The organism is Pseudomonas sp. AAC (genome assembly GCF_000725445.1).
Taxonomy (GTDB): Bacteria; Pseudomonadota; Gammaproteobacteria; order Pseudomonadales; family Pseudomonadaceae; genus Pseudomonas; species Pseudomonas citronellolis.
Genome location: NZ_KL647094.1, coordinates 180,721 through 197,596 on the forward strand (window position 1 = coordinate 180,721; position 16,876 = coordinate 197,596).

A 16,876-nucleotide genomic window follows, 5' to 3' on the forward strand; every position below is an offset into this window, starting at 1 on the left:
CCTCCGCTTCGTGGCGGACGTCAGAGGCTCAGGCGCAGCGCCAGGGCCGAGAGGGTGACGAGCAGGACCGGCAGGGTCAGCAGGATGCCGACCCTGAAGTAGTAGCCCCAGGTGATGCGGATGCCCTTGCGCGCCAGCACGTGCAGCCAGAGCAGCGTGGCCAGGCTGCCGATGGGGGTGATCTTCGGCCCCAGGTCGCAGCCGATGACGTTGGCGTAGATCATCGCCTCGCGGGCCACGCCCTCGGCGGCGCTGGCCTGGATCGCCAGCGCGCCCACCAGCACGCTGGGCATGTTGTTCATCAGCGACGACAGCGCCGCCGACAGCAGGCCGGAGCCCAGGGCCGCGGCCCACACGCCCTGCCCCGCCAGGCCGTCCAGCAGGCGGGTGAGGAAGTCGGTGAGGCCGGCGTTCTTCAGGCCGTAGACCACCAGGTACATGCCCAGGGAGAACACCACCACCTGCCAGGGCGCCTCGCGCAGCACCCGGCGGGTGGAGATCACATGGCCGCGGGCGGCGACGGCGAAGAGCACCGCCGCGCACAGCGCCGCCACCGCGCTGACCGGGATGCCCAGCGGCTCCAGGGCGAACAGCCCGAGCAGCAGCGCCAGCAGCATCCAGGCGCCGACCGCGAAGGTGGCCGGGTCGCGAATCGCCTCCCGCGGCGCCGGCAACTGGTCCACGGCATAGCGCTGCGGCAGGTCGCGGCGGAAGAACAGGTACAGCGCCAGCAGCGTCGCGGCGACGCTGGCCAGGTTCACCGGCACCATCACCGCGGCGTACTCGGCGAAGCCCAGGCCGAAATAGTCGGCGGAAACGATGTTCACCAGGTTCGACACCACCAGCGGCAGGCTGGCGGTGTCGGCGATGAAGCCGGCGGCCATGACGAAGGCCAGGGTCGCCGCCGGCGAGAAGCGCAGCGCCAGCAGCATGGAAATGACGATGGGGGTGAGGATCAGCGCCGCCCCGTCGTTGGCGAACAGCGCGGAAACGGCGGCGCCCAGCAGCACGCAGAAGGCGAACAGGCGCCGGCCGCTGCCGCCCGCCCAGCGCGCCACGTGCAGCGCCGCCCAGGCGAAGAAGCCGGCCTCGTCCAGCAGCAGGCTGATGACGATGACCGCGATGAAGGTGGCGGTGGCGTTCCAGACGATGGCCCAGACGGTGGGAATGTCGTGCAGCGACACCACGCCCAGGGCCAGGGCGACCAGCGCGCCGGCGCTGGCGCTCCAGCCGACGCCCAGCCCCCTGGGCTGCCAGATGACGAGGACGAGGGTGAACAGGAAGACGGCAGCGGCGAGCAGCATCGAGGCGGGTTCCGGGAGGGGTTCAGCAGCAGCTGGCGCGCACGGGGCGGCCATCCATGTCGCGCAGGCGGGCGGCGCTTTCCTTCAGCCAGTCGGTGTTGGCCTGCAGGGTGACGCGCAGCACCTCGTGGACCCAGGCGGGCAGCGCCGGGTTGAGGCGGTAGTACACCCACTGCCCCTGGCGGCGGTCGAGCAGCAGCCCGGCAGCACGCAGCTGCGCCAGGTGGCGGCTGACTTTGGGTTGGCTGTCGCCCAGCGCGCACATCAGCTCGCAGACGCACAGCTCGCCCTGCTCGGCGATCAGCAGGGTGGCGCGGGCGCGGGTCTCGTCGGCCAGGCACTTGAAGACTTCGGGGGGCGCGATCATCGGGGGCACCAGGACATATGGAAATCCGAATATACGGATTTCCATATGTAAAAGACAACTCCGGGCGCCCTTCCCCGTCGCCCCTCGGGCCCGGACGCCGGGGACGCCCGCCGGCGTCTCCGGCACCCGGCCGGCTTCAGCGCCCGGTATTGGTCTTGAAGGTGGTCCAGGCGCGCATCCGCGCACGCATGTCGCGTTGCGGGATGTCCCGGCCGGTGACCAGCCGCGCGTAGGTGGCCTCGTCGATGTAGATGTCCGGGTCATCGCGCATCCGCGCATCGACCATGGGCGTCGCCTTGGCGTTGGACGTCGGGTAGCCGGTGGCGTTGGTGATCGCGGCCATCACCTGCGGGCGCATCAGGTAGTTGATCAGCGCGTAGGCGTACTCCGGGTGCCGCGCGTCCGCCGGGATGGCCATGTTGTCCATCCACACCGAGGTCCCCTCGCGGGGCAGCCGGTACTCGAAGCGCAGCGGCTTGCCGGCCTCGTCGGCGGCACGCTGGGCGGCGGTGACGTCGCCGCTGTAGCCCAGCGACAGGCAGACGTCGCCGTTCACCAGTTGCGTCACCGGCTGCGACTGGAACTTGCGGATGTACGGCTGGATGCCGCGCAGCAGCGCCAGGGCGGCGTCCAGGTCCCCGGGCCTGGCGCTGCGCGGATCGCGGCCCAGGTAGTTGAGCACCACCGTGAGCACCTCGTCCGGCGAGTCGATCATGGAGATGCCGCAGTCGGCGAAGTGCGCCGCCAGCTCCGGCTTGAACAGCAGGTCCAGGCTGTCGGTCTTCGCCTCGGGCAGGCGCTTGCGGATTTCCGCCGCGTTGTAGGTCAGGCCGATGGTGCCCCAGGTATAGGGCACGGTGTAGTCCACCGAATTGCGGTACTGGGTGTGGAGCCGGTCGAGCCCGGCGGACACTTCGGCCAGGTGCTCCAGGCGCGACTTGTCGAGCTTCTGCAGCGCGCCGGCGCGGGCCAGGCGCTCGGCGACGGTGTCGCCGGGGAAGACCAGGTCGTAGCCGCTGTGCCCGGCCATCAGCTTCGCCTCCAGGGTCTCGCTGCTGTCCATCACGTCGTAGACCACGCGGATGCCGGTCTCGCGGGTGAACCCGGCGAGGGTGTCGGGGGCGAAGTAGTCGGCCCAGTTGTACAGCCGCAAGACCTTTTCCTCCGCCGCGGCCGCGGTGCAGAGCGTGCCGGCGAACGACAGCCCCAGGGCGACGATCAGTGCGCGTTTCATGGGCGTTCTCCCGCAGGCTGCCGGCCGTCCAGGCTCAGCAGCACGCCGTACATGTCCGGACGGCGGTCGCGATACACGCCCCAGTGCAGGCGGTCCTCTTCCATCGCCGCCAGGTCCAGCGCCTGCACCAGCACCTGCGCGGTATCGCGCGTGGCCTCGGCCAGCAGCCGGCCCTTGTGGTCGCTGATGAACGAGGAGCCGTAGAAGCGCATGCGCAGGCTTTCGTCGCCGGGCGCGATCTCCTCGCCGATCCGGTTGGCCGCCAGCACCGGCAGCAGGTTGGCGGCGGCATGGCCGCGCTGCGCCATCTGCCAATGGTCGCGGGAGTCCAGGCCGGCGGCGCCGGGCTCGGAGCCGATGGCGGTGGGGAACAGCAGCAGCTCGGCGCCCTGCAGGGCCAGGCAGCGGGCGGTTTCCGGGAACCACTGGTCCCAGCAGATGCCGACGCCGATGCGCCCGACCGCCGTGTCCCAGACGCGGAAGCCGGTGTCGCCGGGGCTGAAGTACTCCTTCTCCTGGTAGCCGATGGCGTTGGGGATGTGCGTCTTGCGGTAGACGCCGAGCAGGCGGCCGTCGGCGTCGGCCACCGTCAGCGAGTTGAAGTGGGCGTTGCCGGCGCGCTCGAACCAGCTCAGCGGCAGCACCACCTGCAGCTCCGCGGCCAGGGCGGCGAAGCGCCGCAGCAGCGGGCTGTCGGCGTAGGGCTGGGCCAGCGCCAGGTGACGGTGATCCTGCTCGATGCAGAAGTACGGCGTGGCGAACAGCTCGGGCAGCAGGATCAGCCGCGCGCCGGCGGCGTGCGCCTCGCGCACCCGGCGTTCGGCCTCGTCGAGGTTGCGCGGCAGGTCCCAGCCGCAGGCGAACTGCACCACGGCGACCTTGAGGACACGGCTCATCGCGCCACCTCCAGCGGCCAGGCCGGCTGCTGCTGGGTGATGCAGTGCACGCCACCGCCGCCATGGGCCAGGCGGTTGATGCGCACCGGCACAACCTCGCGCCGGGGGAACGCGCGGGCGAGGGTCTGCGCCGCCTCGCGGTCGGCGTCGATGCCGTAGGCCGGCATGATCACCGCGCCGTTGGCCAGGTAGAAGTTGGTGTAGGAGGCACAGAACACTTGCGCGTCCGGGTCCACCGCGTCGCTGGCTTCGAACAGGTCGATCAGCTCGAAGGCGCGCCCCTGGGCGTCGGTCGCCAGCTCCAGGGCGCGGCGATTTTCCCGCGCCACCTCGGCATAAACGGAGCTGCGGTCATGGGTCGCGTCCACCAGCAAGGTGCCGGGCCGGGCGAAGGCGCAGACGCCGTCGACATGGCCGTCGGTCATGTCGCCGGTGACGTAGTCGGGGTCGCCGGGCAGCCAGATGGTCTTGGTCACGCCCAGCAGGCGGGCGAAGATTTCCTCCATCTCGCGCTTGCTCACGCCGGGGTTGCGGTTGCCGTTGAGCAACACCGACTCGGTGGTGATCAGCGTGCCCTCGCCATCCACGTGGATGGCGCCGCCCTCGTTGGCCAGCGGCGTGCCGAAGCAGTCCAGGCCCAGGTGGTTGAGCAGGCGCCGGCCCAGGCCCTCGTCCAGGCCGTGCTGGCCCTTGCCGCCCCAGGCGTTGAAGCGCCAGCTGACGCCCGCCACGCCCAGCTGCGGGTGGTAGACGAAGGTCGGCCCGGAGTCGCGGCACCAGCTGTCATCGATGGGCAGCACCACCAGCTCGACGTTCGCCCCGCACAATTGCGCGGCACGCTCCACGGCCGAGGGCGCCACCACCATCTTCACCGGCTCGAAGCGGGCGATGGCGTTGGCCACCCCGACGAAATCCTCCTGCACCTCTTCCAGCGTCACCCGCCAGCCGGACTCCCAGACTTCGCGGTTGTGCGGGAAGCACATCCAGGTCGCGGCGTGGGTGACCCATTCGGCGGGCATACGCCAGCCGTTCTGCTGATCGCCAATGCGATGCATACCAAACCTCCAGGTAAGATTTTCTAATCTAATGCGATGGATTCAGCGGCGCCGGAATCCATCCTATGGCTGGCCATGCACAACGACAAACGATAGATTTTGCGGACTTCTGATTAGCAGGACTTATCAAACATGCTCAAACACTGGCCCCCGCTGAACGCCCTGCGCGGCTTCGAGGCGGCGGCGCGCCTGGGCAGCTTCCACAAGGCGGCCCAGGAGCTGCACCTCACCCAATCGGCCATCAGCCAGCAGATCCGCAGCCTGGAAAGCTTCCTGGAACAACCGCTGTTCCATCGCCACGGGCGCCAGGTAGCCCTCACCGATGCCGGCCTCGACCTGCTCAGCAGTACCCAGGCGCTGCTGCAGCAACTGGCCGTTGGCATCCGCCGCCTGGACCAGTACCGCAAGCCCAACCAACTGGTGCTCAACACCACCCCGGCATTCGCCCGCCACTGGCTGGTGCCGCGGCTGGCCGACTTCCACGCCCGCCATCCGCAGATCGATCTCTGGCTGCTGACCACCGACGACACCCCGGACCTGGCCACCCAGACCGTCGACGTCGCCGTCCGCGACGACCTCAGCGCCCAGGCCGACTGCCAGTTCCGCGTGCTGCTGGAAGACCGCCTGCTACCGGCGTGCCATCCCGGCCTGCTGGCCGCGGAGCAACGCACCACGCTGCACGGCGAACGGGAAATGGATTGGGCCTACTGGCAACTGCAGGGCGGCGCCGACGTCGGCCAGCGCAGCGCGGGGCTGAACTTCTCCGACCCCGGCCAGTTGCTCGATGCCGCCAGCCAGGGCCTGGGCGTGGCGCTGGTCAGCCAGTTGCTGGCCGCCGGCGCCCTAGAAGGCGGCACGCTGGTGGCGCTCAGCGAGCAGCGGGTGCGCGGGCCGAACTGGTCGCTGCTGGTCAACCACCAGAGCGCCCGCAGCCCCCAGGCCCGGCAGTTCTGCAGCTGGCTGGAGCAGGCGCTGGGGCTGGCCGCGCCAGCAGGCTGAACGCGGCCACCTCAGGCCAGCAGGTCCTCGTAGAAGGCTCCGTAGGGCTTGTGCGGGTGGGCGATCTGGATTTCCAGGATCCACAGCCCGCCGTTGGGGTGCTCGGCGTAGTCGCCCAGGTCGCCGGCGCGGTAGATGGCGTGGGGGAAGTCGCTGACGCGGTGGCCCTTGATGTCCAGGTTGAGCTTCCAGCCCAGCGCCTCGGCCTGGGCATGGGCGAAGTCGTACAGCGCCACGCCGCTGCAGCGGGTGTCGCGCCAGTGCGCCTCGACGCGCTGGAACAGCTCCCTGGCCGCCGCCGCACAGGACGCCATCTCAGGATCGTCGCCGACCACGAAGGTGGCCCCGGCGTCGCCTTCGTGGCCGCGCCAGACCACGCCCATGTCGATGAAGAAGATGTCGTTCGCGCCCAGAACTGGGTCGCCGTCGGAGCGTTGCTTGAAGGTCTTCAGGGTATTGGCGCCGAAGCGGATCAGCAGCGGGTGCCAGATGCGCTCCATGCCCAACTCGGCCAGCACCTGCTTGCCGATGGCGGTGGCCTCGGACTCGCTCATCCCCGGGCGGATGGCCGCGGCGATGGCGTCCACGGCCTCCCAGGTGCGGGCCTGGGCGTATTTCATCAGTTCCGGCGCATAGTTCGCGCCCACGGCTTCCTTGGCGTACACGGCGGTATTCATTCGGGCAGTCTCTGCGGAGTCCTCGGGGTTTCGCTGTATAGAATTGTGCATAGCGAACCCCGGATGCAACCCGCACGGGGTGGACAGCACGCCGCCCGGCTGACAGGCTCTGCCCTTGGCCGGTGCCGAACCCCGTGCCGGCAGCCAGACACCCACGCTCGACGGGAGAAACCCTGCCCATGCACTTCGATCTACTCCAGGTCCTCAGCCTCGCCGGCAAATTGGACGTTCCCAACGACGACCGCATCGGCTGCGCCGAGCGGCATGCCTGGGTCATCGACGGGGCGACCGACCTCGGCGAACCGGGCCTGCTGGGCGAGCGCGGCGGCGCCGCCTGGCTGGCCGCGTCCGCGCACCGCGCCTTCGCCACGGCCTCCGGCAAGCTGGCAAACCTGTGCGAAAGCGTCTTCGACGCGGTCGCCGACGACTATCGGCGCGACCGCCGCCGCGAACCGGTCGCCGCCTGGGAACTGCCGCGCGCCTCGTTCGCTGCGGTGGCGATAGAGGGCGACAGCCTCGCCTGCGGCTTCCTCGGCGATTGCGTGGTCATCCATCGCAGCGCCACCGGCGTGGCCTTCCTGACCCCCGTGCCGGACCGCGCGGAGGAGCTCGCAGAAGCCGCCGCCCTCGGCCCTGGCGCTGGTGCCGGCGGCGTGCGCACGCCTCACGTGCTGGCCGACCGCCGCTCCGCCCGCGAACGTCCCCGGGCCGTGCTGGGCGTGGATGCCGCCCAGGCCAGGGCAGACCTGCGCCAGGCCCGCGCGCCCCTGGACCGGGGCGACGACCTGCTGCTGATGAGCGACGGTTTCGCCGCGCTGCTCGACACCTACGGCGCCTACGATGCCGCCGGCCTGGTCGCGCGCGTGCTCGAACACGGCCTGGGGCCGCTGGCGGAAGAACTGCGCGGTATCGAGCAGGACGACGCAGCCTGCCTGCGCTACCCGCGCTTCAAGGCCAGCGACGACGCCTCGGCGATCTGGCTGCGGGTCGGCTAGGCGGGCGGCGTGATGCGCCTGCTGCCCTGAGCTACCTGGCGAACAGCTGGCCGATGTCCTTGAACGCCTTGAACTCCAGGGCGTTGCCGCAGGGGTCGAGGAGGAACATGGTCGCCTGCTCGCCCACCTGGCCCTTGAAGCGCACGTAGGGCTCGATCACGAAGCGCACGTCGAACGAACGCAGGCGCTCGGCCAGCGCTTCCCACTGCTCCCAATCCAGCACGATGCCGAAGTGCGGCACCGGCACGTCGTGGCCGTCCACCGGGTTGCAGTGGGCGCTTTCCTGGGACGCGGTGCGCGGGTGCTCGTGGATCACCAACTGATGGCCATAGAAGTCGAAGTCCACCCACTGGTCGCTGGAGCGGCCCTCCTCCAGGCCGAACACCTCGCCGTAGAAACGGCGGGCGGCGGGCAGGTCGTGGACGGGAATGGCGAGGTGGAAGGGGCGAAGGCTCATGGGGGGCTCCTGGCGGTGGCGTGGGTTGCTTTCAGCCTAGGCCAATCGTCAGCACGGTTCCGGCAGCGGTAGCGACGTGTCGGAGTCAAGGCTGTCCGCCCAGGCCTGGACGGCCTGATGATCGATCACCCGGCCGGCATCCACATCGGCCAGGGCCTCGCGGGTCAGGCGGCTACGCGCGGCGGTTTCGTCCACGCGCGCCGCCGGTTCGACGGGAACCTGGGCGGTGACAGAGCGGGTCTTGCCGGTGGTGGCCATGCCAATTGCCTCCTGCGCAGACAGAGTCGTTTCGATTGAAGATCGATCGTAACCAATAAAGACAAAGCATCAAGCGCCACCTACAGGCGAGGGAAATGCTTAGTCCTATAAGTGCTTAATAAATGAAAACTCAGTATTTATGGTTCTAACATTGCCCCGGCTAGGCTAGCCCCATCCTTCACCGCAGTTCCCTGAGGAGTCGCCATGGACCGCACCGACAACGTCATCGACCTCGCCCGCTACCGCACCCGCCGCCAGGCGCGGCGCATGGCCGAGCTGATGTGGGCGATGTACGCGAGCCGCGCCGGCTTCGGCGCCGCCCAGTGGGTGCAGCAGCGCGACAACGGCATCCGCGAGGCCTGAACGTGGGCCTGCCGCTTTCCAGCGACGCCACCGAGGCGGGCCTCGAAACCGCCCCGGCGGCGGCCGACGACCCCATCGGCCAGCGCGTGGCCCACAACCTGCTGCGCCTGCGCGGCAAGCGCAACCTGTCCCTGGACGGTCTGGCCCGGCTGTCCGGGGTGAGCCGGGCGATGCTGGCGCAGATCGAATCCGGACGCAGCGTTCCCTCGATCAAGGTGCTGTGCAAGATCGCCCAGGGCCTGAAGGTCTCGGTGGCGGCCTTCCTCGACGACCGCGCCTTCGACGGCGTGGCCCTGCTGCCGGCGCGCGAGAGCAAGCGCCTGGTCAGCGGCGACGGCGCCTTCGTCAGCCGCGCGCTGTTCCCCTTCGACGTCTCGCGCCAGGTGGAATTCTACGAACTGCGCCTGGCGGGCCTGGCCATCGAGCACTCCGCCGGCCACGCCCCCGGCACCCAGGAAAACCTGGTGGTGGCCCAGGGCGTGCTGGAGATCGCGGTGAACGAAGAACGCTTCCTGCTCGGCACCGGCGACTCCATCCTGTTCTACGCCGACCAGCCGCACAGCTACCGCAACCCGGCCGACAGCGAGGCCGTGGCCTACCTGGTGACCACCTACGCCGAACGCCTGGACTGAGGCGGCGGCACAAAGCAAAAGGCCCGGCGGGTTTCCCCATCGGGCCTTTGTCGTTCAGCGCGCCGCGGTCAGCAGGTGCAGCACATCATCGGCATGCCGTTGCAACTCATCATCATCGGCATGCCGCATTCCATCATCTTGTTCATCAGCATGCAGCAGTTCTTGAACATCTCCATGTTCATGCCCTGCATCGGCATCATCTTGCACATCATGGCGTCGCCCTGCATGGAGCACTCCATCATGCACTTCATCGACGGCATGGGCATGCCCATCATCATCGGCATCATGTTCATCATGCCCATCATCGGCATCATCGCCATGCCGGTCTGGGACATGCACATCATCGACATGTTGCCGCAGTGCATCATCATCGGCATGCCGCAGTTCATCATCATCGCCATCATTTCCGCATTGTTGCGGAACATGGCCGCGTCCATGCCCATGGCCGGCATCATCTTGCACATCATGCCGTCGTCCTGCATTTCGCACTGCAGGGTCGCCATCATCATCGGCATGCCCATCATGGGCATCATCGGGTTGGCGTTCATCGGCATCTGCATTGCATTCATCATGGTGGAACTCCCTGAACTGGACGGAATGGGTAACTGCTGATGGAGCCGATTCTAGGGAGGCCGGCGAACCGGACAAGCTGGCGGCCCAGCGCCGGTCCGCTTCGCCCGCCACGGCGAAAAGCCCGGTGCCGCGGAACCTTTCGGCGTGGTGACGACGGATTCGACGTCATGGCAGCGACAGTTGCTCAAGCGGCAGGGAAAACCACGGGATGGATATGCATTCCAGTGCTTAGCCAATAACCGTAGTGAATAAAGAATCTAAGCCTCGACCACTTTAGCGACTGCCCTGCCCCGCGCCGAAATGCTCTTCGTAGGATGGGTTGAGCTTGCGAAACCCATGCGGTCACTGTGATGGGTATCGCTTCGCTCAACCCATCCTACGGGGCTTCCCTGGAACTGGAGCGGATTCATCCGCGATTCCGCCGGCAGGGCGGACAAGGTCCAGGCCGACCTCGGCGCCGCCGGGGATCACCGCTAAACGGCGGATAACGCGGAGCGTTATTCGCCCTACGTGTGCGCCACGAGGCACGGCATGTCCCCGTAGGATGGCGTTTCTCCTGCACCAGCATGAACCAACTGTCCGCTTGCCAACAGCTATCCAACAATCTGCCCACCCAGCAACAGCGTGCCACCGCCCGCAGCTCGCCAGGCCCCGCGCCACGGCACCTGCGTCGCTGGCATGGGGCTTGCCTGACAGCCGCTAGCGCTTCAACGGCTCCCACTGCGAATCCCACGCCCGCATCCCAGCGCGGCGTCGGCGCCCTCCGCGAGCGTTCGCCCATTCCAACAAGACTCCCCGCCACGCGTGCACCCATGGGGCCCTGCCCCTTTCGACGATGGCAACGAGGACACATCATGAGTCTGGATATCTTCTGGTTCCTGCCCACTTCCGGCGACACCCGCTACCTGGGCCATTCCGACAGCGGCCGCCCGGCGACCAACGAATACATGCGGCAGATCGCCGTGGCCGCCGATCAGCTCGGCTACGACGGCCTGCTGATCCCCACCGGCGCCAGTTGCCTCGACCCCTGGGTGACCGCCGCCAGCCTGGTGCCGGTGACGCGGCGCATCAAGCTGCTGGTGGCGCTGCGCACTTCCCTGGGCAACCCCACCGCTTCGGCGCGCCAGGCGGCCACCCTCGACCAGGCCAGCGGCGGCCGCCTGCTGCTCAACGTGGTGCCCGGCGGCGACGCCACCGAGCTGGCCGCCGACGGCGTCTTCTATTCCCACGACGAACGCTACGAGGCCTCCGACGAGTTCCTCGGCATCTGGCGGCGCCTGCTCGGCGGCGAGACCGTCGACCACGACGGCAAGCACCTGCAGGTGCGCGGCGCGCAGAACTTCTTCCCGCCCGTGCAGAAGCCCTACCCGCCGCTGTACTTCGGCGGCTCCTCGCCCGCCGCCCACGAGCTGGCGGCCAGGCACGTGGACGCCTACCTGACCTGGGGCGAGCCGCCGGCAGCGGTGGCCGAGAAGATCGCCGACGTGCGCCAGCGCGCCGCCCGCCATGGCCGCACGGTGCGCTTCGGCGTGCGCCTGCACGTGATCGTGCGCGAGACCAACGAGAAGGCCTGGGCCGCCGCCGAGGAGCTGATCAGCCACCTGGACGACGCCACCATCGCCGCGGCCCAGGCCAACTACGCGAAGATGGATTCCGAAGGCCAGCGGCGTATGGCCGCGCTGCACGGCGGCGACCGCAAGCGCCTGGAAGTCGCGCCCAACCTGTGGGCCGGCGTCGGCCTGGTGCGCGGCGGCGCCGGCACTGCGCTGGTCGGTGACCCGCAGACGGTAGCGGCGCGCCTGCTGGAGTATGCGGCGCTGGGCGTGGACAGCTTCGTGCTGTCCGGCTACCCGCACCTGGAGGAGGCCTACCGCTTCGCCGAACTGGTGTTCCCGCTGCTGCCGGGCAAGGGCCGGGTGACGGTGGACGGCGTGGTCACCGGCGGCGCCTTCGACGTGCGCGCGGGACAAGGCAAGGAGCACGCGGCCTGACCGCGCCTCGACGAGCGTAGGCGCCCGCCCGGGCGCGGGGGCTATCCTGAAGCGGTGACCTTCAGGAAAAGACGAGGAGAGAGCGATGAGCGACCATCCATCGTCCCCGCCCGGCCCCGACTTCGCCCAGGGCGTGCCCCTGGCGGACATCACCGAAGGCAGCCCGCTCGCCGGCCACGTCGGCGGCGAAGCGGCGCTGCTGGTGCGCCAGGCCGGGCAGCTGTACGCCATAGGCGCCACCTGCCCGCACTACGGCGCGCCCCTGGCCGAGGGCCTGGTCGACGGCGACACCCTGCGCTGCCCCTGGCACCACGCCTGCTTCCGCCTGCACGACGGGCGCCTGCTCGCCCCGCCGGCGCTGGACGACCTGCCGCGCTGGCAGGTGGACTGCCGCGACGGCAAGGCCTACGTCGGCGCGCCCCTGCCCGCCGCCCCGGCGGACCTGCCGGCCAACGCGCAGGTACCGGCCTCGGTGGTGATCATCGGTGGCGGCGCCGCCGGCAACGCGGCGGCCCTCGGCCTGCGCCACGAGGGCTACGACGGGCCCATCACCCTGCTCAGCGCCGACCCCGCCGCGCCCTACGACCGGCCCAACCTGTCCAAGGACTACCTGGCCGGCAGCGCCGACCCCGCCTGGCTGCCACTGCGTTCGGCGGACTTCTACGCCAGCCAGCGCATCGAGCTGCGCTGCGACACCCGCGTCAGCCACATCGACACGGCGCACAAGAAGCTGACCCTCGCCAGCGGCGAGGAACTGGACTACGGCGCCCTGGTGCTGGCCACCGGCTCCGCGCCAGCGCGCCTGGACGTGCCCGGCGCCGACCTGCCCCACGTCCGCGTGCTGCGCAGCCTCGCCGACTGCGACGAGCTGATCGCCCGCTGCGCCACGGCCCGCCGCTGCGTGGTGGTCGGCGCCGGCTTCATCGGCCTGGAAGTGGCCGCCTCGCTGCGCAGCCGCGGCCTGGACGTGCAGATAGTGGCGCCGGGCGCGCGGCCCATGGAGAACGTCTTCGGCGAGGCCCTGGGCGACATGCTCCGGGCCTTGCACGAGGCCCATGGCGTGGGCTTCCATTTCGGCGCCGAGGTCACGGCGATCGAGGCGCGGCAGGTCAGGCTGTCCACTGGCGGCGCGCTGCCGGCGGACCTGGTGGTGATCGGCATCGGCGCCCGCCCCGAGCTGGAGCTGGCCCGCGACGCCGGCCTGAAGCTGGACAAGGGCGTGCTGGTGGACGCCTGGCTGCGCACCAGCGCCGCGGACGTCTATGCCGTGGGCGACATCGCCCGCTGGCCGGACGCCCGCAGCGGCGAGGCGATCCGCGTGGAGCACTGGGCGGTCGCCGAGCGCCAGGGCATGGCGGCGGCGCGCAACATCCTCGGCCACGCCCAGCGCTTCACCGCGGTGCCCTTCTTCTGGACGCACCAGTACGACACCACCATCGACTACGTCGGCCACGCGCAGCGCTGGGACCGCGTGGACATCGACGGCGACCCCGCCGCCCACGACTGCCGGGTGACCTACTGGCGCGACGGCAAGGCGCTCGCCGTCGCCACCGTGGGGCGCGACCGGCAGAGCCTGGAGGCCGAGGCCGCCTTCGAGCAGCAGACGCCCGGCTGACGGCTGGCCACCACCGCAAAGCGACCCGCCATGCAAGGACAGGCCCACCTATGAGATAATCCGCGGCCTGTCCGGCATGTCCCCCGCTCTTCAAGCGCAAAAGCCTGGACATCGCGTCCAGATGCTGCCCTTCGCGCACGTCCGCTGGATTCCCCCGGCGCCCATGTCAACGGGCCCGGAAAGCCAACATTGGTATCGAATCGGTATCGGCCCGCTGCCAGACCGGCCCAGCGGCTCGCCAGTCATTGATAGGTAAAACTTTGATTTCCACAGCGAACATCACCATGCAGTTCGGCGCCAAGCCGCTGTTCGAGAACGTTTCCGTCAAGTTCGGCAACGGCAACCGCTACGGCCTGATCGGCGCCAACGGTTGCGGCAAGTCCACCTTCATGAAGATCCTCGGCGGCGAGCTGGAGCCCTCCTCCGGCCAGGTCATGCTGGAAAACGGCGTGCGCCTGGGCAAGCTGCGCCAGGACCAGTTCGCCTACGAGGACTTCTCGGTGATCGACACCGTGATCATGGGCCACGAGGAACTGTGGAAGGTCAAGGCCGAGCGCGACCGCATCTACTCGCTGCCGGAAATGAGCGAGGACGACGGCATGGCCGTGGCCGAGCTGGAAGTGCAGTTCGCCGAGTTCGACGGCTACACCGCCGAGTCCCGCGCCGGCGAGCTGCTGCTGGGCCTGGGCATTCCCCTGGAGCAGCACTTCGGCCCGATGAGCGCCGTGGCCCCGGGCTGGAAGCTGCGCGTGCTGCTGGCCCAGGCGCTGTTCTCCGACCCGGACCTGCTGCTGCTCGACGAGCCGACCAACCACCTGGACATCAACACCATCCGCTGGCTGGAAAACGTCATCACGGCGCGCAACAGCACCATGATCATCATTTCCCACGATCGTCACTTCCTCAACAGCGTCTGCACCCACATGGCCGACCTGGACTACGGCGAGCTGCGCCTGTTCCCGGGCAACTACGACGAGTACATGACCGCCGCCGAACAGGCCCGCGAGCGCCTGCTGTCGGACAACGCCAAGAAGAAGGCGCAGATCGCCGAGCTGCAGACCTTCGTCAGCCGCTTCTCGGCCAACGCCTCCAAGGCCAAGCAGGCCACCAGCCGCGCGCGCCAGATCGACAAGATCCAGCTGGAAGAGGTCAAGCCGTCCAGCCGCGTCAGCCCGTTCATCCGCTTCGAGCAGTTCAAGAAGCTGCACCGCCAGGCGGTGACCCTGGAGAAAGTCAGCCAGGGCTTCGACGGCGTGCCCCTGTTCAAGAACCTGAGCCTGCAGGTGGAAGCCGGCGAGCGCATCGCCATCATCGGCCCCAACGGCATCGGCAAGACCACCCTGCTGCGCACCCTGGTCGGCGAGATGCCGCCGCAGACCGGCGAAGTGAAGTGGACCGACAGCGCCGAGGTCGGCTACTTCGCCCAGGACCACGCCGAGGACTTCGAGGACGACTACAACCTGTTCGACTGGATGGCCCAGTGGACCCAGGGCGGCGAGCAACTGGTGCGCGGCACCCTCGGGCGCATGCTGTTCTCCAACGACGACATCAAGAAGTCGGTCAAGGTGATCTCCGGTGGCGAACAGGGCCGCATGCTGTTCGGCAAGCTGATCCTGAAGAAGCCCAACGTGCTGGTGATGGACGAACCGACCAACCACCTGGACATGGAGTCCATCGAGGCGCTCAACCTGGCCCTGGAAAATTACCCGGGCACGCTGATCTTCGTCAGCCACGACCGCGAGTTCGTGTCCTCCCTGGCTACCCGCATCATCGAGCTGTCGGAAAACGGCGTGACCGACTTCAGCGGCAGCTACGACGACTACCTGCGCAGCCAGGGCGTGATCGTCTGATGCCCCCGCAGGGGATGCCGCGCCGGCATCCCCTGCCCCCGCCCTCCCCGCAACGCCCTTCCCCACCGTCGATCCGCCGTCCCGCACGCCTGCGAAATTGGCGCGTACCCTGCAAGGATGTCCGCACCGCGGCGGCCGGCCGCGCCCAGGCGCCCGGCAACGCCCGATCCAGAGGCTGCGTTGGGGGTGGAGAGCACCATGTTGGGGCGATTCGTCTGTTGCGTTGTGCTACTGATCTTCTCACTGGCGGCCGGCGCCGAAACGCTGAACGTCGGCTTCCATCGCCTGACCCTCGACGACCCGCTGGACCACCAGCCGATGCGCGCCATCGCCTTCTACCCGACGCGGGCGCCAACCGCCCCCACCACCCTCGGCCCGTTCACCCTGCCGCTGGCCGAGGAAGCCCCGGCGGTGGCCGGGCGCCACCCGCTGCTGGTCGTCTCCCACGGCAACGGCGGCACCCCGCTGGCCCTGCGCGACCTGGTGCTGGCCCTGGCCCGGCGCGGCTTCGTGGTGGTCACCCTGCTGCACCCCGGCGACAACCTCCACGACCAGAGCCGCCTGGGCGCCCTGAGCAACCTCTACGGCCGTCCGCTGCAGGTGTCCGAAGCCATCAGCGCGGCCCTGGCCGACGAGCGCCTGGCGCCGCTGCTCGATCCCCGGCGCATCGGCGTGATCGGCTACTCCGCCGGCGGCGAGACGGCGCTGATCCTCGCCGGCGCCCAGCCGCGCCTGGAGCGCCTGCGCCGCTACTGCACGCAACGCCCGGACGACCGCGACGCCTGCAGCGCCGGCGGCGAGCTGCTGGCCGACCGCAACGACCTGGCGCCCATGGCCGACCCGCGGGTGGGCGCGGTGATGCTGCTGGCGCCGCTGGGGCTGATGTTCGGCAGCCGCGAACTGGCCGACGTGAACGTCCCGGTGCTGATCTACAGCGGCGACGCCGACAAGGTGCTGGACTGGACGCGCAACGCCGCCGCCCTGGCCCGCAAGCTGCCGCGCAGCGCCGACTTCCACGTGCTGCTGGGCGCCGGCCACTTCGTCTTCATGGCTCCCTGCAACGAAGAGGAAACCGCCGCCACTCCGGGCCTGTGCAAGGACGCCGAAGGGGTGGACCGGGTAGCCATTCACCGTCACCTGATCGGCGATGCGCAGCGCTTCTTCGACGAGGCGCTGGAACCGGAGCAGGTGCAGGCGACGTTGCGCTGAGGTTTGTCGCGGGGGGGCGTGGTTTGTAGGAGCTTGCTCGCGAAGGGTGTTCTGTCGGAGGGGCTTGATGTGGCTTAGTGTGGTGATGGGTATCGCTTCGCTCAACCCATCCTACGGGGGCTTTCCTGGAACTGTAGGAGCGGGCCCTGCCCGCGAATCGCGCGCAGGGCGCGCTCCTACATGGGAATGGCGCGGGTGGAGCAGCGTAGCGGATCTCATCCACGAACCGCGCCGGAACATCCGGCCATCGCGGACAAGGTCCGCTCCTACGCCCGTGCTTTGTGATGGGTATCGCTTCGCTCAACCCATCCTACGGGGCTTTCCTGGAACTGTAGGAGCGGGCCCTGCCCGCGAATCGCGCGCAGGCGCGCTCCTACATGGGAATGGCGCGGGTGGAGCAG

The 16,876-nt window shown here is 69.2% G+C and carries 17 protein-coding genes; 8 read left to right on the forward strand and 9 right to left on the reverse strand.

Features of this window, described 5'->3' with window-relative positions; all coding sequences use genetic code 11:
* Positions 1-20: 20 nt before the first annotated feature.
* The 5 genes from FG99_RS00750 to FG99_RS00770 form a co-directional block, all read right to left on the reverse strand.
* The gene (locus FG99_RS00750; RefSeq protein ID WP_043266609.1) at positions 21-1,304 is read right to left on the reverse strand and encodes an arsenic transporter; all 1,284 of its coding nucleotides are present in this window, start codon (positions 1,302-1,304) and stop codon (positions 21-23) included.
* A gap of 22 nt (positions 1,305-1,326) precedes the next feature.
* Positions 1,327-1,671: a metalloregulator ArsR/SmtB family transcription factor gene (locus tag FG99_RS00755; RefSeq protein ID WP_043266611.1), complete on the reverse strand. Its 345-nt coding sequence runs from the start codon at positions 1,669-1,671 to the stop codon at positions 1,327-1,329.
* 136 nt (positions 1,672-1,807) lie between these two features.
* Positions 1,808-2,905, reverse strand: a complete 1,098-nt coding sequence (locus FG99_RS00760; RefSeq protein ID WP_043266613.1) for an extracellular solute-binding protein — start codon at positions 2,903-2,905, stop codon at positions 1,808-1,810.
* Positions 2,902-3,801 carry an N-carbamoylputrescine amidase gene (gene aguB / locus FG99_RS00765; RefSeq protein ID WP_043266615.1) on the reverse strand — a complete coding sequence of 300 codons (900 nt, stop codon included), beginning with the start codon at positions 3,799-3,801 and terminating at the stop codon, positions 2,902-2,904. The genes FG99_RS00760 and aguB overlap by 4 nt, the downstream gene beginning before the upstream one ends.
* On the reverse strand, positions 3,798-4,856 hold the full coding sequence (locus FG99_RS00770; protein ID WP_043266616.1) for an agmatine deiminase family protein: 1,059 nt from the start codon (positions 4,854-4,856) through the stop codon (positions 3,798-3,800). The genes aguB and FG99_RS00770 overlap by 4 nt, the downstream gene beginning before the upstream one ends.
* 132 nt (positions 4,857-4,988) lie before the next feature.
* Here FG99_RS00770 and FG99_RS00775 point away from each other — a divergent pair, with 132 nt between their 5' ends.
* A complete protein-coding gene (locus FG99_RS00775; protein ID WP_043266618.1) occupies positions 4,989-5,855 on the forward strand; it encodes a LysR substrate-binding domain-containing protein in 867 nt (288 codons plus the stop codon).
* Positions 5,856-5,866: 11 nt separating this feature from the next.
* Here FG99_RS00775 and FG99_RS00780 read toward each other — a convergent pair whose 3' ends face one another.
* Complete coding sequence (locus tag FG99_RS00780) at positions 5,867-6,532, reverse strand: M24 family metallopeptidase (RefSeq protein ID WP_043266619.1); 666 nt, start codon at positions 6,530-6,532, stop codon at positions 5,867-5,869.
* 179 nt (positions 6,533-6,711) lie between these two features.
* On the opposite strand from FG99_RS00780, the gene FG99_RS00785 reads away from it, so the two are divergent.
* Positions 6,712-7,527 (forward strand): protein phosphatase 2C domain-containing protein, encoded by an 816-nt coding sequence (locus FG99_RS00785; RefSeq protein WP_043266621.1) that lies wholly within the window; start codon positions 6,712-6,714, stop codon positions 7,525-7,527.
* 31 nt (positions 7,528-7,558) lie between these two features.
* Here FG99_RS00785 and FG99_RS00790 read toward each other — a convergent pair whose 3' ends face one another.
* Together FG99_RS00790 and FG99_RS00795 are read right to left on the reverse strand one after the other, a co-directional pair.
* A complete protein-coding gene (locus FG99_RS00790; protein ID WP_009619483.1) occupies positions 7,559-7,984 on the reverse strand; it encodes a VOC family protein in 426 nt (141 codons plus the stop codon).
* A 48-nt stretch (positions 7,985-8,032) separates the two neighbouring features.
* Positions 8,033-8,242, reverse strand: coding sequence for a hypothetical protein (locus FG99_RS00795; RefSeq protein WP_043266623.1), 210 nt, complete (start codon positions 8,240-8,242; stop codon positions 8,033-8,035).
* Positions 8,243-8,446: 204 nt separating this feature from the next.
* On the opposite strand from FG99_RS00795, the gene FG99_RS32420 reads away from it, so the two are divergent.
* On the forward strand, positions 8,447-8,605 hold the full coding sequence (locus FG99_RS32420; protein WP_009619479.1) for a hypothetical protein: 159 nt from the start codon (positions 8,447-8,449) through the stop codon (positions 8,603-8,605).
* 8 nt (positions 8,606-8,613) lie between these two features.
* Positions 8,614-9,237, forward strand: coding sequence for a helix-turn-helix domain-containing protein (locus tag FG99_RS00800; protein WP_051878473.1), 624 nt, complete (start codon positions 8,614-8,616; stop codon positions 9,235-9,237).
* Positions 9,238-9,305: 68 nt separating this feature from the next.
* Here FG99_RS00800 and FG99_RS30960 read toward each other — a convergent pair whose 3' ends face one another.
* Positions 9,306-9,809 (reverse strand): hypothetical protein, encoded by a 504-nt coding sequence (locus FG99_RS30960; protein ID WP_081884540.1) that lies wholly within the window; start codon positions 9,807-9,809, stop codon positions 9,306-9,308.
* Positions 9,810-10,664: 855 nt separating this feature from the next.
* Here FG99_RS30960 and ssuD point away from each other — a divergent pair.
* The 4 genes from ssuD (at position 10,665) to FG99_RS00825 (ending at position 16,475) form a co-directional block, all read left to right on the forward strand.
* Positions 10,665-11,801, forward strand: a complete 1,137-nt coding sequence (gene ssuD, locus FG99_RS00810) for an FMNH2-dependent alkanesulfonate monooxygenase (protein ID WP_043266627.1) — start codon at positions 10,665-10,667, stop codon at positions 11,799-11,801.
* Between the two features lie 85 nt (positions 11,802-11,886).
* Complete coding sequence (locus FG99_RS00815; protein ID WP_043266629.1) at positions 11,887-13,416, forward strand: FAD-dependent oxidoreductase; 1,530 nt, start codon at positions 11,887-11,889, stop codon at positions 13,414-13,416.
* A gap of 260 nt (positions 13,417-13,676) precedes the next feature.
* Positions 13,677-15,266: an ABC-F family ATPase gene (locus FG99_RS00820; RefSeq protein ID WP_024128333.1), complete on the forward strand. Its 1,590-nt coding sequence runs from the start codon at positions 13,677-13,679 to the stop codon at positions 15,264-15,266.
* 198 nt (positions 15,267-15,464) lie between these two features.
* Positions 15,465-16,475 (forward strand): alpha/beta hydrolase family protein, encoded by a 1,011-nt coding sequence (locus tag FG99_RS00825; protein ID WP_051878306.1) that lies wholly within the window; start codon positions 15,465-15,467, stop codon positions 16,473-16,475.
* Positions 16,476-16,876: the final 401 nt, after the last annotated feature.